This is a genomic window from Cellulomonas sp. C5510, from assembly GCF_019797765.1.
Lineage (GTDB): Bacteria > Actinomycetota > Actinomycetes > Actinomycetales > Cellulomonadaceae > Cellulomonas.
Genome location: NZ_CP081862.1, coordinates 3,832,323 through 3,856,164 on the forward strand (window position 1 = coordinate 3,832,323; position 23,842 = coordinate 3,856,164).

Annotated in this window: 21 protein-coding genes; 2 read left to right on the plus strand and 19 right to left on the minus strand. The window is 74.4% G+C overall.

Annotated elements, in window-relative coordinates; all coding sequences use genetic code 11:
* Window positions 1-42: 42 nt before the first annotated feature.
* The 12 genes from nrdF to K5O09_RS17585 form a co-directional block, all read right to left on the minus strand.
* Window positions 43-1,017 (minus strand): class 1b ribonucleoside-diphosphate reductase subunit beta, encoded by a 975-nt coding sequence (gene nrdF, locus K5O09_RS17530; protein ID WP_222170735.1) that lies wholly within the window; start codon window positions 1,015-1,017, stop codon window positions 43-45.
* Window positions 1,018-1,153: 136 nt separating this feature from the next.
* Window positions 1,154-3,325: a class 1b ribonucleoside-diphosphate reductase subunit alpha gene (gene nrdE / locus K5O09_RS17535; RefSeq protein WP_370635487.1), complete on the minus strand. Its 2,172-nt coding sequence runs from the start codon at window positions 3,323-3,325 to the stop codon at window positions 1,154-1,156.
* Window positions 3,295-3,711 carry a class Ib ribonucleoside-diphosphate reductase assembly flavoprotein NrdI gene (gene nrdI / locus K5O09_RS17540; protein ID WP_222170736.1) on the minus strand — a complete coding sequence of 139 codons (417 nt, stop codon included), beginning with the start codon at window positions 3,709-3,711 and terminating at the stop codon, window positions 3,295-3,297. Before nrdI ends, nrdE begins: the two co-directional genes overlap by 31 nt.
* A gap of 90 nt (window positions 3,712-3,801) precedes the next feature.
* Window positions 3,802-4,047 (minus strand): glutaredoxin-like protein NrdH, encoded by a 246-nt coding sequence (gene nrdH, locus K5O09_RS17545; RefSeq protein WP_222170737.1) that lies wholly within the window; start codon window positions 4,045-4,047, stop codon window positions 3,802-3,804.
* Between the two features lie 718 nt (window positions 4,048-4,765).
* Complete coding sequence (locus K5O09_RS17550) at window positions 4,766-6,805, minus strand: threonine/serine exporter ThrE family protein (protein WP_222170738.1); 2,040 nt, start codon at window positions 6,803-6,805, stop codon at window positions 4,766-4,768.
* Between the two features lie 79 nt (window positions 6,806-6,884).
* Entirely contained in the window at window positions 6,885-7,328 is a 444-nt protein-coding gene (locus tag K5O09_RS17555) for a heat shock protein transcriptional repressor HspR (RefSeq protein ID WP_222170739.1), read from the minus strand.
* A gap of 68 nt (window positions 7,329-7,396) precedes the next feature.
* A complete protein-coding gene (locus K5O09_RS17560; protein ID WP_222170740.1) occupies window positions 7,397-8,401 on the minus strand; it encodes a DnaJ C-terminal domain-containing protein in 1,005 nt (334 codons plus the stop codon).
* A 103-nt stretch (window positions 8,402-8,504) separates the two neighbouring features.
* On the minus strand, window positions 8,505-9,131 hold the full coding sequence (locus tag K5O09_RS17565; RefSeq protein ID WP_222170741.1) for a nucleotide exchange factor GrpE: 627 nt from the start codon (window positions 9,129-9,131) through the stop codon (window positions 8,505-8,507).
* The gene (gene dnaK, locus K5O09_RS17570) at window positions 9,128-10,993 is read right to left on the minus strand and encodes a molecular chaperone DnaK (protein WP_222170742.1); all 1,866 of its coding nucleotides are present in this window, start codon (window positions 10,991-10,993) and stop codon (window positions 9,128-9,130) included. The genes K5O09_RS17565 and dnaK overlap by 4 nt, the downstream gene beginning before the upstream one ends.
* A 421-nt stretch (window positions 10,994-11,414) precedes the next feature.
* Window positions 11,415-12,125, minus strand: coding sequence for a M15 family metallopeptidase (locus K5O09_RS17575; RefSeq protein ID WP_222170743.1), 711 nt, complete (start codon window positions 12,123-12,125; stop codon window positions 11,415-11,417).
* 166 nt (window positions 12,126-12,291) lie between these two features.
* Window positions 12,292-12,855 carry a TetR/AcrR family transcriptional regulator gene (locus K5O09_RS17580; RefSeq protein WP_222170744.1) on the minus strand — a complete coding sequence of 188 codons (564 nt, stop codon included), beginning with the start codon at window positions 12,853-12,855 and terminating at the stop codon, window positions 12,292-12,294.
* Between the two features lies 1 nt (window position 12,856).
* Window positions 12,857-13,465, minus strand: coding sequence for a sugar O-acetyltransferase (locus K5O09_RS17585; protein ID WP_222170745.1), 609 nt, complete (start codon window positions 13,463-13,465; stop codon window positions 12,857-12,859).
* A 90-nt stretch (window positions 13,466-13,555) separates the two neighbouring features.
* Between K5O09_RS17585 and K5O09_RS17590 the strand changes: the two genes are divergently transcribed.
* Window positions 13,556-14,857 (plus strand): MFS transporter, encoded by a 1,302-nt coding sequence (locus K5O09_RS17590; RefSeq protein WP_222170746.1) that lies wholly within the window; start codon window positions 13,556-13,558, stop codon window positions 14,855-14,857.
* 97 nt (window positions 14,858-14,954) lie between these two features.
* Here K5O09_RS17590 and K5O09_RS17595 read toward each other — a convergent pair whose 3' ends face one another.
* Window positions 14,955-15,251 carry a DinB family protein gene (locus tag K5O09_RS17595; RefSeq protein ID WP_255595846.1) on the minus strand — a complete coding sequence of 99 codons (297 nt, stop codon included), beginning with the start codon at window positions 15,249-15,251 and terminating at the stop codon, window positions 14,955-14,957.
* Between the two features lie 47 nt (window positions 15,252-15,298).
* Complete coding sequence (locus K5O09_RS17600) at window positions 15,299-16,261, minus strand: cold-shock protein (RefSeq protein ID WP_222170747.1); 963 nt, start codon at window positions 16,259-16,261, stop codon at window positions 15,299-15,301.
* A 172-nt stretch (window positions 16,262-16,433) separates the two neighbouring features.
* Between K5O09_RS17600 and K5O09_RS17605 the strand changes: the two genes are divergently transcribed.
* Complete coding sequence (locus tag K5O09_RS17605; RefSeq protein WP_255595847.1) at window positions 16,434-17,963, plus strand: SDR family NAD(P)-dependent oxidoreductase; 1,530 nt, start codon at window positions 16,434-16,436, stop codon at window positions 17,961-17,963.
* A 22-nt stretch (window positions 17,964-17,985) separates the two neighbouring features.
* Here the strand turns inward: K5O09_RS17605 and K5O09_RS17610 are convergent, their stop codons facing one another.
* The 5 genes from K5O09_RS17610 to K5O09_RS17630 form a co-directional block, all read right to left on the minus strand.
* A complete protein-coding gene (locus K5O09_RS17610) occupies window positions 17,986-18,660 on the minus strand; it encodes a TetR/AcrR family transcriptional regulator (protein ID WP_222170748.1) in 675 nt (224 codons plus the stop codon).
* 193 nt (window positions 18,661-18,853) lie between these two features.
* A complete protein-coding gene (locus K5O09_RS17615) occupies window positions 18,854-20,092 on the minus strand; it encodes an Nramp family divalent metal transporter (RefSeq protein WP_222170749.1) in 1,239 nt (412 codons plus the stop codon).
* 196 nt (window positions 20,093-20,288) lie between these two features.
* Complete coding sequence (locus tag K5O09_RS17620) at window positions 20,289-20,921, minus strand: hypothetical protein (protein WP_222170750.1); 633 nt, start codon at window positions 20,919-20,921, stop codon at window positions 20,289-20,291.
* Between the two features lie 98 nt (window positions 20,922-21,019).
* The gene (locus K5O09_RS17625; protein WP_222170751.1) at window positions 21,020-22,063 is read right to left on the minus strand and encodes an ABC transporter ATP-binding protein; all 1,044 of its coding nucleotides are present in this window, start codon (window positions 22,061-22,063) and stop codon (window positions 21,020-21,022) included.
* Complete coding sequence (locus K5O09_RS17630) at window positions 22,060-23,841, minus strand: ABC transporter permease (protein WP_370635489.1); 1,782 nt, start codon at window positions 23,839-23,841, stop codon at window positions 22,060-22,062. Before K5O09_RS17630 ends, K5O09_RS17625 begins: the two co-directional genes overlap by 4 nt.
* Window position 23,842 lies beyond the last annotated feature (1 nt).

The window sequence follows — 23,842 nt, forward strand, 5'->3', positions numbered from 1 at the left end:
AGGTCCGGCGTCCGCCGTCGTCGCGCGCGGGTCAGGCCGGGATCAGAAGTCCCAGTCCTCGTCCTCGGTGTTCACGGCCTTGCCGATGACGTACGAGGAGCCCGACCCGGAGAAGAAGTCGTGGTTCTCGTCGGCGTTCGGCGACAGGGCGGCGAGGATCGCGGCGTTCACGTCCGTCTCGTCGCGCGGGAACAGCGCCTCGTAGCCCAGGTTCATCAGGGCCTTGTTGGCGTTGTAGCGCAGGAACTTCTTGACGTCCTCGGTGAGGCCCAGGGGGTCGTACAGGTCCTGGGTGTACTCCACCTCGTTGTCGTACAGCTCGAACAGCAGCTCGAACGTGTAGTCCTTGAGCTCCTGGCGCTCCGCCTCCGTGAGCTTCTCCAGACCCTTCTGGAACTTGTAGCCGATGTAGTAGCCGTGCACCGCCTCGTCGCGGATGATCAGGCGGATCAGGTCGGCCGTGTTGGTGAGCTTGGCCCGCGAGGACCAGTACATCGGCGCGTAGAAGCCGGAGTAGAACAGGAACGACTCGAGCATCGTCGAGGCGACCTTGCGCTTCAGCGGGTCGTCGCCCCGGTAGTAGTTGAGGACGATCTCGGCCTTGCGCTGCAGGTTCGGGTTCTCCTCCGACCAGCGGAACGCCTCGTCGATCTCCCGCGTGGAGATGAGGGTCGAGAAGATCGAGGAGTAGGAGCGGGCGTGCACCGACTCCATGAACGCGATGTTGGTGTACACCGCCTCCTCGTGCGGGGTCAGGGCGTCGGGGATCAGCGAGACCGCGCCGACCGTGCCCTGGATGGTGTCGAGCAGCGTCAGACCCGTGAACACCCGGGTGGTCATCTGCTTCTCGGTCTCCGTGAGCGTCGCCCACGACTGGATGTCGTTGGACAGCGGCACCTTCTCCGGCAGCCAGAAGTTGCCCGTGAGCCGGTCCCAGACCTCGAGGTCCTTGTCGTCCTCGAGCCGGTTCCAGTTGATCGCCTGCACGCGGTCGATCAACTTCAGCTTCTCCGCCATCACTGCTCCATCGTCGTGTCGTGGTTCGCCGCGCCGACCGCGGCTGCGGGCCGGGGCCCGCGACGTCCTGCTCCCCATCCTGCACCCCGGGACCGACGCGCCGGCCGGGCCCGCAGGCACGGCCGGCGCCGGTCGCTCAGAGCATGCAGGACACGCAGCCCTCGACCTCGGTGCCCTCGAGCGCCATCTGCCGCAGGCGGATGTAGTAGAGCGTCTTGATGCCCTTGCGCCAGGCGTAGATCTGGGCCCGGTTGATGTCGCGCGTGGTGGCGGTGTCCTTGAAGAACAGCGTCAGCGACAGGCCCTGGTCCACGTGCTGCGTGGCCTCGGCGTACGTGTCGATGATCTTCTCGTAGCCGATCTCGTACGCGTCCTGGTAGTAGTCCAGGTTCTCGTTGGTCATGAACGGCGCGGGGTAGTAGACCCGGCCGATCTTGCCCTCCTTGCGGATCTCGATCTTCGACACGATCGGGTGGATCGAGGAGGTCGAGTTGTTGATGTACGAGATGGAGCCCGTCGGCGGGACCGCCTGGAGGTTCTGGTTGTAGAGCCCGTGCTCGCGCACCGACTCCGCCAGCGCCCGCCAGTCGTCCTGCGTCGGGATGTGCACGCCGGCCGTCGCGAACAGCTCCCGTACCCGGGCGGTGCGCGGCTCCCACGTGCCCTCGACGTACTTGGCGAAGTACTCGCCGGACGCGTACGTCGAGTCCTCGAAGCCGAGGAACGCCTGGCCGCGCTCCTTCGCCAGCAGGTTCGACGCCCGGATCGCGTGGTACGCCACCGTGTAGAAGTAGATGTTCGTGAAGTCGAGGCCCTCGTCGGACCCGTAGTAGATGTGCTCGCGCGCCAGGTAGCCGTGCAGGTTCATCTGCCCGAGGCCGATGGCGTGCCCGCCGCGGTTCGCCTTCTTCACGGACGGCACCGACTCGATGTCCGTCTGGTCCGACACCGCGGTCAGCGCGCGGATCGCGGTCTCGACCGAGCGGCCGAAGTCCGGGGAGTCCATCGCCAGCGCGATGTTCATCGAGCCGAGGTTGCAGGAGATGTCCCGGCCGACCTCGGCGTAGGACAGGTCCTCGTTGAAGGTCGACGGCGTCGACACCTGCAGGATCTCCGAGCACAGGTTCGAGTGCGTGATCTTGCCCTTGATCGGGTTCGCGCGGTTCGCCGTGTCCTCGAACAGGATGTACGGGTAGCCGGACTCGAACTGCAGCTCGGCGAGCGTCTGGAAGAAGTCGCGGGCGTTGATCTTCTTCTTGCGGATCTCGCCGTTGTCGACCATCTCGCGGTACTTCTCGGAGACGTTGACGTCCGCGAACGGCACCCCGTAGACGCGCTCGACGTCGTACGGCGAGAACAGGTACATGTCCTCGTTGTTCTTCGCGAGCTCGAACGTGATGTCCGGGATGACGACGCCCAACGACAGGGTCTTGATGCGGATCTTCTCGTCCGCGTTCTCCCGCTTGGTGTCGAGGAACCGCATGATGTCGGGGTGGTGCGCGTGCAGGTACACCGCGCCGGCGCCCTGGCGCGCACCCAGCTGGTTCGCGTACGAGAACGAGTCCTCGAGCAGCTTCATCACGGGGATGACGCCGGAGCTCTGGTTCTCGATGTGCTTGATGGGCGCGCCGTGCTCGCGGATGTTCGACAGCAGCAGCGCCACGCCGCCGCCGCGCTTCGACAGCTGCAGGGCGGAGTTGATGCCGCGCGCGATCGACTCCATGTTGTCCTCGATGCGCAGCAGGAAGCAGGACACGGGCTCGCCGCGCTGCGCCTTGCCGAGGTTGAGGAACGTCGGCGTGGCCGGCTGGAACCGGCCGGAGATGATCTCGTCGACGAGCTGCAGGGCGAACGTCTCGTCACCGGCCGCCAGCGTCAGCGACACCATCGCGACGCGGTCCTCGAACCGCTCGAGGTACCGCTTGCCGTCGAACGTCTTCAGCGTGTACGAGGTGTAGTACTTGAACGCGCCGAGGAACGTCTGGAACCGGAACTTCTTCGAGTACGCGTGCTTGAAGAGCCGCTTGATGAACTCGTGGTCGTACTGGGCCAGGACCTCGGCCTCGTAGTACTTGTTCGTGACCAGGTAGTCCAGCTTCTCCTCGAGGTCGTGGAAGAAGACGGTGTTCTGGTTGACGTGCTGCAGGAAGTACTGCCGCGCCGCCTCCCGGTCCTTGTCGAACTGGATCTCGCCGTTCGGCCCGTACAGGTTCAGCATCGCGTTGAGCGAGTGGTAGTCCATCTCGGGCGTGATGGTGACGACCTGCGTGCCGTCGGTCAGGCCGGCATCCGTGACTGTCGCTGCCAAAATCGTCCCCATCCCTCTCGGACGCGCGTGACGTCCTCGGTCGTTCCCATGAGCTCGAAGGCGTACAGGTACGGGACCTGGCACTTCGCGGCGATGATGTCCCCGGCGATGCAGTAGGCAGCGCCGAAGTTGGTGTTCCCCGCCGCGATGACGCCGCGGATGAGGGAACGGTTCGATGCGTCGTTGAGGAACTTCACGACCTGCCGCGGGACCGCGCCGCCCTCGTTGCCGCCCCCGTACGTCGGGACCACCAGCACGTAGGGGTCGGTGACGCGGAGGAACGGCTCCGTCGGGCGGAGCGGGATGCGCGCGGCGTCGATGTCCAGCTTGTCGACGAATCGGCGGGTGTTCTCCGAGACGCTGGAGAAGTAGACCAGTGAGCTCATGGCTCGTCGATCCCCCTCGCCCCGGTCGGATCGTGGATCGTGCAGGGTCGCGGCCGGGCCGCCCGGGTCAGCGGGCGGCGGGCGGCGACGTCAGGCGACGGAGACCGCGGCGCGGTCGGCGATCGCCTTGATCTGGTCGGGGCGGTAGCCCGACCAGTGGTGGCCGTCCGCCACGACGACGGGCGCCTGCAGGTGGCCGAGCGACATGACGTAGTCACGGGCGTCGGCGTCCTCGGTGATGTCGACGACCTCGTACTCCAGCCCGGCCTTGTCCAGGGCGCGGTACGTCGCGTTGCACTGGACGCACGACGGCTTGCTGTAGACGGTGATGGTCATCGTGTCTCCCCGGTGTGAAGGCCTCGCTGGTACGTGCGCCCCCGCGCCCGCCCCGCACTGCTGGTGCTCGTCCTGGGCCGCGTCGGCGGGTCTCCCGGGTGGCCGGGGCCCGCGTCGAGCGGCGAGTTAGAACACTACACCTAGTGGTGCGCCCGGCAAGGGACCACAAGTGCTGGTGTTACACGCGTGTCGTTCTCCACAGGCTGTGCACGGAGCCGTGGTGTCCGGCTTCATCCACAGGTTACGACCGACCACTGACACACAGCCCGCCGGGCGGCGACCCGCGGGACCTGCTGCGTCGTCCACAGGGACCCCTTCGTCGTCCCCAGTCCACCCACACCGGGGTCCACCTGTGGACGACGCGCCGCGGACCTGCCGCGGACGTGATCCGCGTCCGGCGTGTCGCGCCCGCCGGCGTGTCGCGGGTCCCCGCCGACCCCCGCGCGACGCCCTCCACCCCCACCCCCGCACCCGTTCGGATCCCCCCGACCCGACACACCCGGCGTGTCCGCGCGAACGGATCCGATCACCATCACAGCCACCGGGGCGCCGGGTGCCGCGGTGCCCGAGTGCGGCGGCGCCGGAGCGCCGGAGCGCCAGAGGGCCAGAGGGCCGGGGTGCCGGGGTGCCGGGCGGCCGGGGCGCCGGGTGCCGCGGTGCCCGAGTGCCGCGGTGCCGGTGCCCACGTGCCCCGGGCCGCTCGTGCGCCGCGCGCGCGTCAGACCCGAGGCGCCTCAGGGTCGGCCGGCGTCTCCGGGGCGCCCGGGGCGTGGTCGGGGCCGTCCGCGGGGTACCGGTGGTCCGTCCGGGCCGCCGCGCGCGGTGCCACGGGTCCCTCGCCGCCGACGGGCACCCGCCGTCCCACGACGGCTGTGCCGGGCAGGCCGTCGCCGCCGCGCCGGTGCGGCAGGCCGGGCATCGCCCGCGACGCCGACAGCCCGAGCAGCACACCGAGGGCGATCCCGAGCATGGTGGCCGCCGTCGACACGAGGGTGGACAGCGCGCCGCTCCCGCCGTCGAGCAGGGTCGCGACGCCGACCAGGCCGAGGGCACCGGGCACGAGCATCCAGAACGCCGGCAGGAACGACACGAGTGGCGACGGGCCGGACGGGAACCGCGCGACGGCGAGCGCCACGGGCGTCATGACGAGCGCGCCCACGAACGCCGACAGCACCCCGCCGAGCAGTGTCCCGCCGACCACCTGCGCCCCGTAGGCCACCGCGAGCACCAGGACGACCCAGCCGGTGGTCCGCGGCCGACCGCACCGGAACACGACGGTCCCGACGCCGAACAGCACGACGCCCGCCCACGGTGCGAGCGGCCCGAGCGGCTGGGACGACGCCGTGAGGTCCAGCTCGGGGACTCCGACGAGGGCTCCGGCACTGACGATCCCGCCGGCCAGGAGGGCGAGCTGCATGGTCCCGGCGGCGAGCCGCCCGCCGCCGGACAGCATCTGGCCGGCCGCGAGCTCGATCACCCCGGTGGTCAGGAGACCGCCGGGCAGGAACAGCGCGAGCGGCGCGACGACGGACGGCAGCACGCCGAGCCCGGGCACGACGCGGGCGAGCAGGAGCACGGCGAGCGCCACCCCGAACGCCGCGGCGATCGTGAGCGCCACCTGGGGACCGCTGGACAGCGGCGGGACGGCGAGCTGCACCGCCCCGACGGCCACGCCCAGCCCGCCCGCCACGAGCAGGTCCACCCAGGACCCGCCCAGCAGCGCGGCGAGGCCGACGGACAGCAGCAGGTAGCCGGCGAGCCGGGCCACGGGCCCGAACGGCCGCGGCGCGACGCGCAGGTCCGCGATCCGGTCGACCAGCGCCCCCGGGGCCGCGGGTGCGGCGGCGTCCGCGGGCGCGGCGGCGTCGCGCAGCACGTCGGCCAGGTCGTCCACCTGGTACAGGTCGAGCGGACGGCGACCCGTCGACACCGCGGCGGTGGCGACCGTCGACCCCTGCGGCACCGACACCAGCAGCGCCGTGGGGAGCACGACCGTCTCCGCGCCGGGGACGCCGTGCGCCGCGGCGATGTCGTCGAGCGTCTCGGCGACCGAGGACACCGTGTGCCCGGCGTCGATCATCGCCTCGCCGGCGGTGACCATCAGGCGCAGGACATCCTCCGGGCCCGGGGCTCCGCCCGTGGGAGCCACCGACGGCGGCGAGGACGACGCGGAGCCCGCCGCCGGGCCGCGGTGTGCGGCAGCTGCGGCCGCCGCAGCCCGCCGGCGCGCCGAGAGCACCACGACCGCGACGGCCCCCGCCAGGACGACCGCCAGCGCGCCGAGCAGCTGCCCCCACGGCGTGGCGGCCGTCGTGACCGCGGGCGGCGTGGCGGGGCGCCGTCCGGGCGCGGGCTGCTCGTCGTCCGTCCCGGATCCTTCGGGGACGACGGACGTCGGCGAGGGCGAGGGCCCCGGCGACCCCGGCGTGCTCGGGCTTGGCTGCGGTGCGGGTGCCTGGGTCGGCGTCGGCGTCGCCTCCGGCTCCCCGGACGGGCTGGGGTCGGGCGTCGGCGCGGGCGCGGAGGTCGGCGCGGGGGTCGACGTGGGCTCGGGCGTCGGGACGGGCTCGGGTGCCGCGGCGTCGCCGCCCGACCCGCCGCCCGCGGCGGTACCGTCCGCCGTGCCGCCGGCGGCTCCGCTCCCGACCGCCGCACCGCCTCCTCCGTCGACGGTCGCCGCCGCTGCGGGCCCGGGCCCGAGCACCGTCAGGACCGCCACGAGCAGCGCGGCGCCCGCCGCCGGGGTCCTGCCTCGCATGGTGCCCGCCTCGTCCGTCCAGCCCGTCGCCTGCCACCGTAGGCGACCTCGCCCGGACCGCGCCGGGTGACGTCGCGCGTCAGCGCCCGGACGGCCGCCAGAGCACGATCGCCCCGCGCGCCCCGGCGGCTCGCGGGTCCTCGGCGGAGGCGGCGGACCGGCGCTGGCTGCGTCCGAGCGGTCCCATCGCCACAACGTCGCCGGAGGGGTGTGCGGTGAACACGCGCCGTCCGGGCTCGGCGAAGGCCCGCAGGTACTCGACCTGCCGGCGCAGCCGCTCGACCTCGGACTCGAGCTCGAGGATGCGCTTGATGCCGGCGAGGTTGACACCCTCCTCCTGGGAGAGCCGCTGCACCTCGCGCAGCGTGGCGATGTCCCGCAGGGAGTACCGCCGCCCCCGGCCGCGCGTGCGACCGGGCTGCACGAGGCCGAGCCGGTCGTACTGCCGGAGGGTCTGCGGGTGCATGCCGGCGAGCTCGGCGGCGACCGAGATCACGTAGACCTGCGCGTCCTCCGAGACCATCCCCACCACCTCCTGCCGTCGGGCGCCGGACACCGGGGACCGTCAGGCCCCGGGCGCCCGGCGGTGCCTCACTCCTGGGCGCGCGCCAGCAGCTCGGCGCGCGGGTCCTCGCCGGACGTCGCGATGCCGAACGCCTGCACGGCCTCCTTCGCGGCGGCGTTGAGCCGCTGCGGGACGACCACCTGCACGGTGACCAGCAGGTCTCCCGTGCCGGACGTCGTGGTGACGCCGCGACCCTTGACGCGCAGCGTGCGACCCGACGGCGTGCCGGCCGGGATCTTCAGCCGCACCGTGCCGCCGTCGAGCGTCGGCACGGGCACCTCGGCGCCGAGCGCGGCCTCGTCGAACGCGACCGGCAGCGTGACGCGCAGGTTGTTGCCGTCCAGCGCGAACACCGGGTGCGGCGTGACCCGCACGGTGACCTCGAGGTCGCCGGGGGGCGCCCCGTGCTCACCGGGCCGGCCCTTGCCGCGCAGCCGGATCTTCTGCCCGTCCCGGACGCCGGCGGGGATCCGCGCCTTGACGGTGCGGCCCTCGACGCCGAGCGCGACGGTCGAGCCCTCGACGGCCTGCCGGAACGGCAGGGTGGTCACCGCGGACAGGTCGGCGCCGCGCCGCGCGGCGCGGGTCTGGCCGAAGCCTCCGCCGCCGCCGAACAGCCCGCCGAGCAGGTCCTCGAACCCGCCGGCACCGCCCGCACCGCCCGCGGCACCACCGCCGCCCTGCGGGAACCGCACGCGTGAGCCACCGCCGGTGAACACACCGCCGAACAGGTCCTCGAACCCGCCCGCCTGCGCGCTGCCGGGGTCGCCCGCACCCGCGCGGAACCGCGCGCCGCCGGCCATGGCCCTCAGCTGGTCGTACTGCTGCCGCTGCTCGGGGTCGGACAGCACGGCGTACGCCTCGCCGACCTCCTTGAACTTCGCCTCCGCGACCGCGTCCCCGGGGTTGTGGTCCGGGTGCATGGTGCGGGCGAGCTTGCGGTACGCCTTCTTGATCGCGGCCGCGTCGGCGTCCTTGGGGACGCCCAGCACGGCGTAGAAGTCCTTCTCCAGCCAGTCCTGCCCGCTCACGACGCCTCCCTCCGCTCTGCTCCACCGGTCCTGGCCCGCGTCAGGGCCCGGGCCGGGCGGGACCCGGCCGCGCGGTCACGCGGCCGGGCCCTCATCCTGCTCGTCACGCCTCCGGGTCGACGACCGCCACCCGGGCGGCGCGGATGATGCGCTCGCCCATGCGGTAGCCCGGCTGCAGCACCTGCTGCACGGTCGGCTCGGAGACGTCTGCCGAGTGCCCGTGCATGAGCGCCTCGTGCACCGTGGGGTCGAACGGCTCCCCGGCCGCGCCGTACCGCTCGATGCCGAACCGCCCGAGGGTGCCCTCGAGCTTCTCCGCGATCGACGCGAACGGCCCGACCAGGTCGCCGTGCTGGCGCGCCAGCTCGATGTCGTCGAGCACGCTGATGAGCGCCTCGGCGACGGACGCCACGCCCTGGTCGCGGGCCGTGAGGGCCTCGGACTTCGACCGCTTGACGTACGCCGAGTACTGCTGCTCGAGGTTGTAGTAGTCGGCGTTCCGGCGCTGGAGCTCGTCCAGCCGCTCGGCCGCCAGCTTCTGCGCCTCCACCAGCCCCTCCAGCATCACGGTCTCCTCGGCTGCGGTCGCGGCGTCCTCCGCCTCGGCCAGCACCGCCTCCTCGGGCGTCGGCTCGCGCAGCTCGCCCGTCTCCGGGTCGATGCGGCGCTTGTCGGTCACGCGCGGGGCGTCCTCCGGGTCACGCCCCTGCGGGGTGGGCTCGTCCGTCACTTCTTCTCGCTCTCGTCGTCGACGATCTCGGCGTCCACCACGTCGTCGTCCTGCGCCGACGCGCCGGAGCCCGCCGCGCCGTCCGCCGGGGCGTCGCCCGCGGGCGCCTGCTGGTTCGCCGAGTACAGCGCCTCGCCGATCTTCTGGCTGGCGGTCACCAGGGCCGCCTGCTTCGCGGTGACCTCGGCCAGGTCGTCGCCCTCGAGCGCCTTCTTCAGGTCGCCGACGGCGGACGTCACCTCGGTCTTCACGTCGTCGGACAGCTTGTCGTCGTTGTCGGCGAGCAGCTTCTCCGTGGAGTAGACGAGCTGCTCCGCGGAGTTGCGGGTCTCGGCCTCCTCGCGGCGCTTCTTGTCCTCGGCGGCGTGCGCCTCGGCCTCCTTGACCATGCGGTCGATCTCGTCCTTCGGCAGGCCGGAGCCGCCGGAGATCGTCATCGACTGCTCCTTGCCGGTGCCGCGGTCCTTGGCGGACACGTGCACGATGCCGTTCGCGTCGATGTCGAAGGTGACCTCGATCTGCGGGACGCCGCGCGGCGCCGGCGCGATGCCGGTCAGCTCGAACGTGCCGAGCGGCTTGTTGTCCCGCGCGAACTCGCGCTCGCCCTGGAACACCTGGATCAGCACGGACGGCTGGTTGTCCTCGGCGGTCGAGAAGATCTCGCTGCGCTTGGTCGGGATGGCCGTGTTGCGCTCGATGAGCTTGGTCATCACGCCGCCCTTGGTCTCGATGCCGAGGGACAGCGGGGTCACGTCGATCAGGAGGACGTCCTTGCGGTCGCCCTTGATGACACCGGCCTGCAGCGCGGCACCGACGGCCACGACCTCGTCCGGGTTGACGCCCTTGTTGGGCTCCTTGCCGCCGGTCAGCTCGCGCACGACGTCGGCCACAGCCGGCATGCGGGTGGAGCCGCCGACGAGCACCACGTGGTCGATGTCCGAGACCTTGATGCCCGCGTCGCGGATGACCGCGTGGAACGGCGCCTTGGTCCGCTCGAGCAGGTCGGCCGTCATCTGCTGGAACTGCGCCCGGGTGAGCTTCTCGTCCAGGTGGATGGGGCCGTTCTCGCTCATCGAGAGGTACTGCAGGCTGATGTTGGTGCTGGTCGCGGACGACAGCTCCTTCTTGGCCTGCTCGGAGGCCTCGCGCAGGCGCTGGACGGCGATCTTGTCCTTGGACAGGTCGACACCGGTCGAGTTCTTGACCTGGCCGACCAGCCAGTCGACGATCCGGTTGTCCCAGTCGTCGCCGCCGAGGCGGTTGTCGCCGGAGGTCGCGCGGACCTCGATGGTCGAGAAGTCGTCGTCCTTGCCCACCTCGAGCAGGGAGACGTCGAACGTGCCGCCGCCGAGGTCGAAGACGAGGATCAGCTCGTCCTCCTTGCCCTTCTCCAGGCCGTAGGCCAGGGCCGCCGCGGTGGGCTCGTTGACGATGCGCAGGACGTTGAGGCCGGCGATCTGGCCCGCGTCCTTCGTCGCCTGGCGCTCGGCGTCGTTGAAGTAGGCCGGGACGGTGATGACCGCGTCGGTGACCGGCTCGCCCAGGTACTCCTCGGCGTCGCGCTTCAGCTTGCCGAGCACGCGGGCGGAGATCTCCTGCGCGGTGTACGTCTTGTCGTCGATCTCGGTCGTCCAGTCCGTGCCCATGTGGCGCTTGACGGACGCGATGGTGCGGTCGACGTTCGTGACGGCCTGCCGCTTGGCGACCTCACCGACGAGGACCTCGCCGGTCTTGGAGAACGCGACGACCGACGGGGTCGTGCGGGCGCCCTCCGCGTTGGCGATGACCGTGGGCTCCCCGCCCTCGAGGACGGCCACCACGGAGTTGGTGGTGCCCAGGTCGATGCCGACTGCTCGTGCCATGTCTGTCGCTCCTTCGTCGTGCTGCGTGGGTCCGGCGCCGCGCACCCCGGAGCGGGGCCGGTCGCCTTGAGCCTGCTGCGCTCAAGTCTGCGTCGCTCCGGGCGCTGTGGCAACTCGGCGCGGGCGAACTTGAGTCCATCTGGCTCAACCCTGGACGGCGGCGGAGCATTCCGCTGCCGCGGCAGATGAGGGCCGACCAGGAAGGACGGCGTCGTCCCCCGGACCGGGCCTCGTCCGGAGACGTCGAGCTCGACCTCGAGGACCTGGTGGCCGGCGTCGTCCCAGCGCTCCGCGAGTGCGCGATCGCGATGGCCCTGTTCATCGACGAGATCAGGACTCCGACGGCACGGTGCCCCTCATGACGGACTGCATCCAGCGGCGTGGCGCGACGCTGGAGGGACCCGCCCCCGCTGGCGCGCGCTCAGCCGCGCAGCCGCGCCGCGACCTCCGCCACCACGTCCGGGTCCCCGACGATCTCCAGGTGCATCTCGTCCGGCCGGTCGGCGTAGTCGCCGCCCCAGGCGACCGCGGGCGCGACGTCCGCGAGGATCGCCCGGATCGCCGCGACCTGCTCGTCCGTGAACGTGCCGCGCACGCCCAGCGGGTGCAGGGGGGCGTTGAGGTCGATGGCCGTGGCGGAGGCGTGGTTGGACAGCGTCGTCCCGCCGCGGACCGGGCGGTGGGCCCAGCCCCAGGAGGCGTCGGGGTCGACGGGCTCGACCTCGGCGTCGAACCGCTCCGCGACGTACCCGAGGACGGTGGCGACGTCGCCGCCCAGGACACGGCCCGTCACCCAGGGCAGCCGCACGAGGCGGGGGTCGTCGCCGGACGTGATCTCGGGCCAGCCGTTCTGCGACGTGCCGGCACTGCGGTCGCCTCCCGGCGCGAGGGCCTGGAGCGCGAGCGCCGCGGCGACGGCTACCGCCACGACTGCGAGCACCAGGGCGACGGCGTGCCGCCGGGGACGGGAGGGACGGGAGGGACGGGAGGCGCGGACTCGCCGGGCCGCGTGACCGGGGTGGGCCGGCCGGGACCCGGAGTCCGCGTACGCGGCCGGGTGGGCGTGGGGGGCCGGGTGGGCGCGGGGGGCCGGGAGGGCGTGAGGGGCGGGGGTGCCGGTCAGGGTCGTCATGCCCTCGACGCTAGGAAGCGGCGACCCCCCGGGACATCGGCTCCCGGGCCGGTCCCGGCGGCCGCGCCGCACCACCGAAGGGTCCGGTCACGTCACCCCGCAGGGGGAGCCGGACCCGCCCGGACGACCGAGGGGATGCCGCCGGGGGTGGGTGCCGGGGGCGCGGTCACGGCGCCCGGGTCACCAGCGCGACCGCGCGCTCCACCTCGGCGATGCCGTGCGGCTCCGTGTCCAGCGCCCGGTGGATCGACAGGCCCTCGATGAGGGCGTCCAGCAGCCGGGCGGTCGGCGGGTCGAAGTGCCGCTCGAGCGCGGCGCGGCTGCGGGCCATCCAGGCGTGGGTCAGGCGCCGGTACCGGGGGTCGCGGGCGGCCAGCGTGTAGAGCTCGTGGGTGAGGACGAGCTCGCGGGGGTCGGTGAGCACGTCCGAGCCGATGAGGTGGACGACGGCGGCGCGCGCCTCGTCGAGGGTCGCGGCGCCCGCCATCGCGGCCTCGAACCGGTCGCTGACGCGCGTCGCGAACCGCTCGAACGCCTCGTGCAGCAAGGCGTCGACGTCGGCGAAGTGGTACGTGATCGACCCGAGCGGGACGTCCGCGGCGGCCGCGATGCGACGGGTCGAGGTGCCCGCGACGCCCTCCGCGCCGATGACCTCCAGGCACGTCTCGACGATGCGGTCGCGCCGGTCGGGGTCGTGCCGGCGCCTGCGGGGCTGCCCGGCGGCGGCCACCTCAGACCTGCTCGCCGGGCTCGTCGAGGCGCCGCACCACGCGCGCCGGGTTCCCGACGGCCACGACGCCCGCCGGCAGGTCCCGCGTGACGACGGCACCGGCCCCGACCACCGTGTCGTCCCCGATGGTCACCCCGGGGCAGACGATGACGCCGCCGCCCAGCCAGACGTTGTCCCCGAGCGTGATCGGCTCGGCGGCCTCGAGCTTGTCGCGCCGCGGCTGCGGGTCGAGGGGGTGCGTGGGGGTCAGGAGCTGCACGTCCGGGCCGATCTGGCAGTCCTCGCCGATGGTGATCGTCGCGACGTCGAGCGCCGTCAGGCCGGAGTTCACGAACGTCCGGGCGCCCACGTGGAGGTTCTCCCCGTAGTCGACGGCGAGCGGCGGCTTGATGAACGCGCCCTCGCCGAGCGAGCCGAGCAGGTCCGTCAGCACGCGGCGGGCGCGGGCGTCGTCGGCCGCGATCACGGCCAGCCGGTACTCCTCGACCAGGACGGTCGCCCGGCGCGCGATGCGCTCGCTCTCCGGGTCGTCCGCGATGTACAGGTCACCGGCGAGCATCCGCTCGCGGTTGGTGCGCGGGTCGCCGGCGAAGTAGTCGCGATCGCTCATGTGTACGAGCGTACACATCGTGTGTACGCTCGACGACGCACCCCGCCCGCGGGCGCCGACGCCGGCACCCGGACCCACCGCCGGAGCCCCATGCCCGCCTCCCCTGCAGCACCCTCAGCAGCCGTCGTGACGCCGGTCGCCCGGCGCGCCCGCGTCGCCGTCTCGATGGTGTTCCTGGTCAACGCCGTGCTGTACGCGAACCTCGTGCCGCGGCTGCCCGAGGTGAAGGCCGACCTCGGCCTGAGCAACGCCGCGCTCGGCACCGCGATCGCCGCGATGCCGCTCGGCGCCCTGCTGGCCGGGCTGCTCGCGCCGCTGCTGATCCAGCGCCTCGGGTCGGCCGCCGTCGCGTCGTCCGGCCTGGTCACGCTCGCGGTCGCCGTGGCGCTCGTGCCTCTCGCCGGGAGCTGGGCCGCGCTGGCCGGGCTGCTCCTGCTCGCGGGCGCCCTCGACGCCGTGATCGACGTCGCGCAGAACGCGCACGGGTTCCGGGTGCAGCGGCTCTACGGGCGCTCCATCGTCAACGCGTTCCACGGCCTGTGGAGCGTCGGCGCGGTGCTCGGCGGGCTGGTCGGGTCGGCAGCCGCCGGGCTCGGCGTGCCGCTGCCCGCGCACATCGCCACCACGTCCGCGGTGTTCGCGGTCGTCGCCGTCGTCGCGCACCGGTTCCTGCTGCGCGGGCCCGAGGACGCCGAGCGGGCCGCGGCCGACGCCCCCGCGGCCGACGCCCCCGCAGCCGACGCCCCCGCACCGGCGCCCCGGCGGCGCGTCGCGGGCCACGCCGTCCTCCTGCTCGCCGCGCTCGGCGTGCTCGCCGCCTGCGGCGCGTTCGTCGAGGACGCCGGGTCCTCGTGGGGCGCCCTGTACCTGCGCACGGAGGTCGGCACCGGCGCGGCCGCCGCCGGGCTGGCGTTCGTCGCCCTCCAGGTCGCGATGACCGTCGGCCGGCTCACCGGAGACCGGGTCGTCGACCGGTTCGGGCAGCGGCGCGTCGCGCGCGTCGGCGGCCTCGCGATCGCGGTCGGGGCCGGCGGGATGCTCGCCGTGCCGTCACTGGCGACGACGCTCGCGGGGTTCGCGCTCGCGGGTCTCGGCGTCGCGACGCTCGTGCCCGCCGTCATGCACACCGCGGACGAGCTGCCCGGCCTGCCCGCCGGCGTCGGGCTGACCGTCGTCAGCTGGCTGCTCCGCGTCGGGTTCCTGGTGTCGCCGACCGTGGTGGGCGTGGTCGCGGACGCCTCGAGCCTGCGGGTCGCGCTGCTGAGCGTCGTCGTGTCGGGACTCGTCGTCGCCGGGGTGGGCCGGGTGCTGCTGACGCGCGCGGCCGCGCCCGAGCCGGACGAGGAGCCCGTGACCGCCTCGGGTGGGCCGGCGGCGTCGCCCGGCGCCTGACCGCGCCTGACCGCGCACGACGAGCCCGGCGCGGCCACGCCGGGCTCGGACCGGCGCGGCCGCGCCCCCGGCCGGACCAGCCGCCCGGCCGGAGCCGTCAGGCCGGGTCGGCGTCGGTTGGGCGCGCCGCGAGCGCGTCCAGGTCCCGCAGCGCGAAGCGCAGGTGCGACCACTCCTCGTCGAGGATCGTGTGCAGGCAGGACAGCACCGTCTCGAGGTGGTCGGGCCCCCACGGGTTCGGCCGCACGCCCGTCAGGTCCGCCGGCGTCACGGAGGCGAGGTGGTCCCGCACCATCGCCTGGCGCTCGGCCCGCACGGCCAGCACCCGGTCGAACGTCGGCGACGGCTCGGAGAACACCGCGGGGACTGCCAGCCGGGCGACCTGCTGCGCCACGTGCCCGAGGAGGTCACCGCCCCGGCGGGCCGGTGACCTCCTGCCGGTCAGAGCAGGTCGACCCGGTCCGCCTGGGGACCCCGGTCGCTCTGGCGCACCTGGTACCGCACCCGGTCGCCCTCGTAGAGCTCCTCGCCGTCCCGCACGACCGACACGTGCACGAACAGGTCCGGCCCGCCGTCGTCCGGGGTGATGAACCCGAAGCCGCGCTCCGCGTCGTAGCGCGCGACGACACCCTGGCCGCCCCGCTGCGAGCCGCGGGACGGTGCCGGGCCCCGACCGGGGTCGCGCCGGTCCGACCCGCCGCGACCGCCGCGGCCGCCTCGGGACGGGCCCCCGACCAGCCGGACCCCCTGGGCCTGCAGGCCCTTCTCGCCCTCCGAGGCGCGGTAGCTCACCCGGTCGCCCTCGACGAGCTCGGTCAGGTCGCCGTGCAGCGAGCGCGCGTGCACGAAGACGTCCTGCTCCCCGGAGTCGGGGGTGATGAAGCCGAAGCCCTTGCCCGCGTCGTACCAGGTCACGGTGCCGTCGGCGCCGTCGTCCGTCACCGCGGCGCGGCCCGGGCCCGCGGCGGCGTGCGCGCCGAGCGGCAGGAGGTGGTCGGCCTGCGGCCCCTTCTCCCCCTCGACGACGAGGAACGCGACGCGCTGGCCCTCGGCGATCACCCCGCCGCCGACGATGGCCGAGCTGTGCACGAAGATCTCGCCGTCGCCGGTGTCCGGCGTGAGGAAGCCGTAGCCCTTGGCCGGCTCGTACCAGCTGACGGTGCCCAGCACGCCGAGCGCGGCGTCCACCGCGGCGTCACCGGTGACGCGCACCTGGCGGGCCTGCGGGCCGCGGTCGCCCTCGCCGACCTCGAACTCGACGGACTGCCCCTCGCGGAGCGTCGCAGGGCCGTCCTGGCCGACGACCTCGGAGACGTGGACGAACAGGTCCTCGGCGTCGTCGCCGAGCGCGAGGAAGCCGAACCCTCGCTCGGCGTCGAACCAGCGGACGGTTCCCTGGGGCACGGTGACTCCTCGTGGTGCTGCGGTGACGGTTGCTGCCTCCCAGTGTCCCCCGTCCGGGGCGCCGGGGCGTCACGCCGGCCCCGGCCTGGGTACCGGCAGCGCGCGCCGCGTACGATCCTCCGGGCCCCGCGCGACCGCGGCGCCCTTCCCCCACCCGAGGACGGACGGCGCTATGAGCGCGCAGACGACCACGCCCCCGCAGCACCCGGACGCACCCGGCGACGGCACGGAACCCGCCGCGGACGTGCCCGGCGTCGACCCCGCGGAGTTCGCGACGTTCCTGCGGGTGGCCGACCAGGTCGCCGCCCTCCCGCAGACGCACCCGCAGCACGCCGCCGCCCGGCGTGCCGCGTCCGCCATGTTCAAGGCCGCGAAGAAGCACCGCCGCGGGGAGAAGCGCCGTCTGATCGCCGAGGCCGACGCCGCCGTCGTCGCCGCCACCGCGACGGGCAGCCCGGGCCGGATCGACGACGAGACCGCCGGCATCCCGATCACCTCGTCGGCCACCGGCGCGATCGCCGGGACGCTGCTGCGGCCGCGCGCCTGCTACGTCTGCAAGCAGGACTACACGCTGGTCGACGCGTTCTACCACCAGCTCTGCCCGGACTGCGCGGCGCTGCACCACGCCAAGCGGGACGCCCGCACGGACCTCACCGGCCGCCGCGCGCTGCTGACGGGCGGTCGCGCGAAGATCGGCATGTACATCGCGCTGCGGCTGCTGCGGGACGGCGCCGACCTGACGATCACCACCCGGTTCCCCCAGGACGCGGTCCGCCGGTTCCGGGCGATGGACGACTCCGCCGACTGGATCGACCGGCTGCACGTCGTGGGCATCGACCTGCGCGACCCGGCGCAGGTGGTCGCGCTCGCCGACCACGTCGCCGCCCAGGGGGCTCTGGACGTCCTCATCAACAACGCCGCGCAGACGGTGCGGCGGTCGCCGGGGGCGTACGCGCGGATCGCCGAGGCCGAGGACGCCCCGCTGGACGCCGACGCCGCGCGGATGATCACGACGTTCGGCCGGACGAGCGACGCCCACCCGCGCGCGCTGGCGGGATCGGTCAGCGAGCTGAGCAGCCCGGCCCTGGCGATCGAACGAGCCGGGCGCGCCGCCGCGGAGGCGCTGACCGCGCAGTCCCTCACCGCCGAGGCGGCGAGCCTCGAGCGGCTGGTGGCGGGGACGTCGATCGACGCCGGCGGGCTGATCCCCGACGTCGCGGAGACGAACTCCTGGGTCGCGACGGTCGAGGACGTCGACCCGATGGAGCTGCTCGAGGTGCAGCTGTGCAACCAGACGGCGCCGTTCATCCTCATCAGCCGGCTGCGGCCCGCCCTCGCGGCGTCGCCGGCCCGCCGGACGTACGTCGTCAACGTCTCCGCGATGGAGGGCGTGTTCGCCCGGGGCTACAAGGGCCCGGGCCACCCGCACACCAACATGAGCAAGGCGGCGCTCAACATGCTGACGCGCACGAGCGCGGGCGAGATGCTCGCCGACGGCATCCTCATGACCGCCGTCGACACCGGGTGGATCACCGACGAGCGGCCGCACCCGACGAAGGTGCGGCTCGCCGAGGAGGGGTTCCACGCGCCGCTCGACCTGGTGGACGGCGCGGCCCGCGTGTACGACCCGATCGTGCGGGGCGAGGCCGGCGAGGACCTGTACGGCTGCTTCCTCAAGGACTACGCCCGCTCGGCCTGGTGAGGGCCCGGGGCGCGGTGGCCGGTCAGGCGCCGGGCTCCCACCGGGAGGGCACGAGGTCCGCGAGCAGCGCGCCGTGCGCCCACCGCGCCCACGCGAGGGCGCTCCAGCCGCCGCGGCGCACCAGCGCGTTCCACGGCTCGGGGCCCAGCAGCAGCGTCAGCAGGTCGACGGCGTGCAGCGGCTCCAGGCCCGGGCGCAGCGACCCGTCGGCCACCAGCGTGCCGACCAGCAGGCCGTGCACCGTCCGCCGCCGCGTCTCGTCGCGCTCCCACGCGTCCCGGAGCACCGCGTCGCCCGGCGCCGCCGACCGCACGAGGTCCTGGACCGCGGCGGCACGGCCGAGCAGCTCGGCGAACCCGCGCACGTGCAGGAACACGCGCCGCGCCGGGTCGGCCTCGGCGACGACCGCGCGGACCCAGGCCTGGTCGGCCAGGTCGTGCTGCGCGTCCCGGCGGTCGGCACCGTCCACCGCGTGGTCGAGGCAGCCGACGAGGATGTCCGCCTTGGTGGGGTACGAGTAGTAGACGGTCTGGACGCCGACCCCGGCGGCACGCCCGACGGCCGTGATGGTGGTGGGGCCGTAGCCGTCGGCGAGGAACAGCCGCGTCGCGGCCTGCGCGACGCGCGCCCGGGTCGCCACGGCCCGCAGGGTCCGCCCGTCGCCGCTGGTCACACCGCTGGTCACACCGCTGGTCACACCGCTGATCGTAGCGCCGCTACGGAAAGGTTCTCGTACCGCCGCTCCGGAAAGCACCGCCCGCCCGGCGGCCGCGGCACCACGGCCAGGGCCCACCGACCCCCTCCCGGCCGGTCCGCGGTGCCGAGCGGACGCGGGGACTCGCCGCGTCAACGCAGGTCGCCGCGGGTTTCGGGAGCCGCGCTCCGACTACTCAGGCCCCGGCCGCCAGCAGCACCAGCAGCGCCAGGTTGAGTGCCACCACCAGGGCGACGACCACGACCAGGACCGCCTGCAGCCGCGGGCCGTTCGCGTACGCCCCCAGCAGGCCCCGGTCCCGGTTCAGCCGGACCAGCGGCAACGCGGCGAACGGGATGCCGAACGACAGCACCACCTGGCTGACCACCAGCGTCCACGTCGGGTCGGCACCGACCGCCAGGAGCACGAGCGCCGGGACGAGCGTGATCGCCCGGCGGAGCAGCAGCGGCACCCGGCGGTGGATGAGGCCCTCCATGACGGCCGCACCCGCGTAGCAGCCCACGGACGTCGAGGCGAGGCCCGAGGCGAGCAGCCCGACCGCGAACACCACGCCGATCCCCCCGCCGAGCGCGTCGCTGATCGCCGCGTGCGCCCCCTCGATCGTGTCCGTGCCCTCGACGCCGCGCAGGTTCGCCGCCGCCAGCAGGAGCAGCCCGATGTTCACCGTCCCGGCGACACCCAGCGCCGTCCCGACGTCCCAGCGCGTGGCGCGCAGCAGGCCGGCGCGCAGCTCGGGGGCGGGCGACCGGCCGAACCGGTCCCGGCTCAGCGCCGAGTGCACGTAGATCGCGTGCGGCATCACCGTGGCGCCCAGCATCGACGCCGCGAGCAGCACCGAGTCGGTGCCCGCGAACCGCGGGGCGAGGCCGGCGAGCATGCCCGCGGGGTCGGGCGGCCCCAGCAGCAGGCCACCCAGGAACCCGACGACGATGACGACCAGCAGCGCGACGACGAGCCGCTCGAACCGCCGCTGGCCGTAGCGGTCCTGCGTGGCCAGCAGCAGCATCGACACCACGCCGACGACGAGCCCGCCCGCGACGAGCGGGAGACCGAACAGCAGGTGCAGCGCGATGGCGCCGCCCACGACCTCGGCGATGTCCGTCGCGGCGGCCACGACCTCCGCCTGGGCCCAGAACGCCAGCCGGGGCCCGCGCCGCATCCGCCGGCCCAGCAGCCCGGGCAGCGACTCACCGGTGACGATGCCGAGCTTCGCCGACTGGTACTGCACCAGCACCGCCATGGCGTTCGCGGCGACGAGCACCCAGAGCAGCAGGTACCCGTACCGGGCGCCGGCCGTGAGGTTCGCCGCGACGTTCCCCGGGTCGACGTACGCGATCGCGGCGACGAACGCCGGACCGAGCAGCGGCAGCACGCGCCCGCGCGACACCGCGGCACGATCCTGAGTGCTGGTCACCACACCTCCAATTTCGGTCGTCCGAACTCATCCTAAGCACACCCCACCCCCGCCGCCGCCCACCCCCTCCCGCGAGTTCGGCAGGTCGTGTGCGAGGTCGGCACCCGGAGCTGCCGACCTCGCCTGGGACTGCCGAACTCGGCGGACGGGACCGGACGGGACCGGACGGGACCGGACGGGGCCGGACGGGCGGGGGTCAGGGGGTGGCGGGGGCGACCTCGCGGCGCCAGCGGCCCGCCTCGTGGGTGAAGCCGACGCGGCGGAGGTAGTCGCCGGAGTCCTGCGCGTCGTCGACGACCACCAGCAACCGCAGGCCCGACCCGGCGAACGCCCCGCTGCGGCGGTACACGAACTCGCCGGGCGCGAAGTCGCGGAACCGGGGCGTCACGTAGTCGAGCTGCACCTCGCCGACCCCCTCGCCGGCGTCGCGCACGACGACGACGCCGACCGTCTCGTCGCCGTGCAGCACGAGGTACGCCCACCGCGCGCCGGGGTCGTCGAGCGCGAACGACGGGTAGTACCGGGCGATGTCGTCGGCGTGCACCCCGAGCACGTGCCGCAGGTAGTCGTCGCGCGGGCCGACGGGCACCACCTGGTAGACGTCGGCGTCGTGCCGCTCGCGGGTGAGCCGCCACAGCCAGTAGGCGTCGATCACCGCGATCACGCCGTTCATGGCGGCGAACGGCCAGATCTCGACCACGGCGTTGTAGCCGGCGGCGACCACGGAGCCGGCGAAGTTCATCCACCGGAACCGCAGCACGCGGGCCTGCATGAGGGACACGACGACGAGGACGGACCCGGTCCACCCGATGATCTCCAGCCACGGCATGGCGTGACGCTACCGCCCGGTAGCGTCACCGCACGATCCTGTAGCGCGACTACCGGAACGTCGTGGCCGCCGGATGTGCGGGCACCGGCCCCGGCACGTCAGCCGCCGAGCACCGCCACCGACCCCTCGTCGGCCGCCACCCGCACGCGCGCGCCGTCCGCGGGCACGCCGCCGCGCGCCGGGGTGGCGGCGACCGCCACGCCCTCCGGCTCGATGACCGCGACGAGCTCCAGGCGACCGCGGCGCGACCGGCGCCCGGTGACCCGCGCGTCCCGCACCGGAGCGCCCTCCCCCGCGGACTCCCCCGGGGCCAGCACGCGCCAGCCGCCCGGCGCCACGGCGAGCGTCCCCGCCAGCAGCGGGCCGTCGGCCGGCGGGGCCGCCGAGCCCCGGTCCGCGGCGGCGAGGAACGTCCGGTACCCCAGGAACTCCGCGACCTGGCGCCCGGCGGGGCGGTGCCACAGCTCCTCCGGCGGTGCGACCTGCAGCAGCCGGCCGGCCGCCATCACCGCGACCCGGTCCGCCACGGCGAACGCCTCGTCCTGGTCGTGCGTGACGAACAGCGCGGTCGTCCCGGTGGTCACCAGCACCCGCCGCAGGTCGTCGGCGAGCCGCTCGCGCAGCGACCGGTCGAGGGCCGAGAGCGGCTCGTCCAGCAGGAGCAGCCCGGGGCGCGGGGCCAGCGACCGCGCGAGGGCGACCCGCTGCCGCTCACCCCCGGACAGCGTCGCCACCGGCCGCGGGCCGTAGCCGGGCAGGCCCACGAGGTCCAGCAGCTCCGCCACCCGGGCGGTGCGCTCCGCGCGGCCGAGGTCCCGCAGCCCGTACGCGACGTTGCCGGCGACGTCGCGGTGCGGGAACAGCTGGCCGTCCTGGAACACCAGGCCGAACCCCCGGCGGTGCACCGGCACGGGTGCGAGGTCCTGCGCGTCCCACAGCACCCGCCCTGCCGTCGGCGGCTCCAGCCCGGCCACCGCGCGCAGCAGCGACGACTTCCCGCAGCCCGACGGGCCGAGCAGCGCGAGCACCTGCCCCTGCGGCACGTCCAGGTCGACGCCCGCGACCGCCGTCACCCCCGCGGCACCCCGGGTCGCCCCCGGGTACCGCACCTCGAGGCCCCGTACCGCCAGCCCGTCCGTCACAGCTCTCCTCCCACCGGGCCGCGCAGCCGCTCCGCGACCGCCATCACCCCCGCCGTCAGCAGGGCCAACACGACCCCGGCCGCGAGCGCCATGCCGTAGTTGTCCGCACCCGGCTGGCCGATCAGCCGGAAGATCACGACGGGCAGCGTCGGACGGTCGGGCCGGGCCAGGAACGACGTCGCGCCGAACTCGCCGAGCGACACCGCGAACGCGAACCCCACGGCGAGGCCGGCGGAACGCACCGCGAGCGCCCCGTCCACCGTCGCGAGCACGCGGCCGGGACCGGCACCCAGCGTCCCGGCGGCCTCCCGCAGCCGCGGGTCGACGGCGCGCAGCACGGGCAGCACCGTGCGCACGACGAGCGGCACCGCGACGACCGCCTGGACGACCGGCACCAGCACTCCCGTGGTCCGCAGGTCCGTCGCGATGCCGAACGGGTGCCCGAGCGTCAGCAGCGCCCCGAACCCGACCGTCACGGCGGACACGCCCAGCGGCAGCATGAACACGCCGTCCAGCACCCCGACGGCGCGGCGGGCCGCCGTGCGCCGGGGGCGCCGCGACACCAGAAGCGCCACGAGGCAGCCGACGACGAGGGCCAGCACCGTGGCGTCGACCGCCGCGCGCAGCGAGTTGCCCAGCGCCTCCCAGACCGTGACCGTCAGCGCGTTCCGTCCGCCCGTGGTGCCGAGCGCGCGGTAGTGGTCCAGGCCCCAGCCGTCGCCGGTGCGCAGCGACCCGAGCAGCAGGGCGGCGAGCGGCAGGGCGAGCAGCACCAGCACCACCGCCGTGACGACCGCCGGCAGGGGGTGCGGGCGGCCGACCGCCCGGACAGGCGTGTCGACGAGCGACAGCGCGCGCTCCCGCCGGGCCCGCGCGCGGCCTGCCACGGCGAGCGCGGCGACGACCACCACCACCTGCACCACCGACAGCACCGAGGCGGCCCGCAGGTCCAGGAACTGCGTCGTCTGGATCCAGATCTCCGTCTCCACGGTGCCGAACCGCATGCCGCCGAGCACCAGCACCGTCCCGAACGCCGTCGCGCAGAACAGGAACACCAGCGAGGCCGCGGACGTGAGCGCCGGGGTGAGCGCCGGCAGCGTCACCGTCAGGAACGCCCGCGCGGGCGACGCGCCGAGCGACCGGGCGGCCTGCTCGGGCCGCGGGTCGAGGCGCTCCCACAGCCCGCCGACGGTCCGCACGACGACCGCGTAGTTGAAGAACACCAGCGCGGCGACGATCGCGGCGAACGTCCCGTCGAGGTGCAGGAACCCCAGGGGCCCGTTGTCCCGCAGCAGCGCCCGGAACGCCACGCCCACCACGACCGTCGGCAGCACGAACGGCACCGTCACGAACGCGCGCAGCACCCCGCGCCCCGGGAACCGGCTGCGGTACAGCACCGCCGCACCGGGCACGCCCAGCAGCACCGAGATCACCGTGCCGAGGGTCGCCTGCGCCAGCGTCAGCCCGACGATCCGCCAGGTCCGCGGTCGCCCGAGCACCTCCGCGAACCCGGACAGGTCCAGCGACCCGTCGACGACGAGGCCGCGCCCGACGAGCGTCAGCACGGGCCACGCGAAGAACACCCCGAGGAACAGCAGCGGCACCGCGGCCGCCACCGCCCACGCCGTCCCGCGCGCGACCGCCCAGCCGCGCCCGGGCGCGGTGGGCGCGGTGGGCGCGGCCGGGGGCGGCGCGGGGACCCCCGGAGGGGTCGCGCGCGCACCCGTCCCCGGCCGGCCGGAGCCGGTCGGGGACGGGTGCGTCAGCGGGCGGGTCACG

Bases quoted from the DNA above. Each gene is read 5' to 3' on its own strand.
- nrdF (WP_222170735.1), bottom strand. From the start codon at position 1,017: ATGGCGGAGAAGCTGAAGTTGATCGACCGCGTGCAGGCGATCAACTGG.
- nrdI (WP_222170736.1), bottom strand. From the start codon at position 3,711: ATGAGCTCACTGGTCTACTTCTCCAGCGTCTCGGAGAACACCCGCCGA.
- nrdH (WP_222170737.1), bottom strand. From the start codon at position 4,047: ATGACCATCACCGTCTACAGCAAGCCGTCGTGCGTCCAGTGCAACGCG.
- K5O09_RS17550 (WP_222170738.1), bottom strand. From the start codon at position 6,805: ATGCGAGGCAGGACCCCGGCGGCGGGCGCCGCGCTGCTCGTGGCGGTC.
- K5O09_RS17555 (WP_222170739.1), bottom strand. From the start codon at position 7,328: ATGGTCTCGGAGGACGCGCAGGTCTACGTGATCTCGGTCGCCGCCGAG.
- dnaK (WP_222170742.1), bottom strand. From the start codon at position 10,993: ATGGCACGAGCAGTCGGCATCGACCTGGGCACCACCAACTCCGTGGTG.
- K5O09_RS17575 (WP_222170743.1), bottom strand. From the start codon at position 12,125: ATGACGACCCTGACCGGCACCCCCGCCCCTCACGCCCTCCCGGCCCCC.
- K5O09_RS17585 (WP_222170745.1), bottom strand. From the start codon at position 13,465: ATGAGCGATCGCGACTACTTCGCCGGCGACCCGCGCACCAACCGCGAG.
- K5O09_RS17590 (WP_222170746.1), top strand. From the start codon at position 13,556: ATGCCCGCCTCCCCTGCAGCACCCTCAGCAGCCGTCGTGACGCCGGTC.
- K5O09_RS17605 (WP_255595847.1), top strand. From the start codon at position 16,434: ATGAGCGCGCAGACGACCACGCCCCCGCAGCACCCGGACGCACCCGGC.
- K5O09_RS17620 (WP_222170750.1), bottom strand. From the start codon at position 20,921: ATGCCGTGGCTGGAGATCATCGGGTGGACCGGGTCCGTCCTCGTCGTC.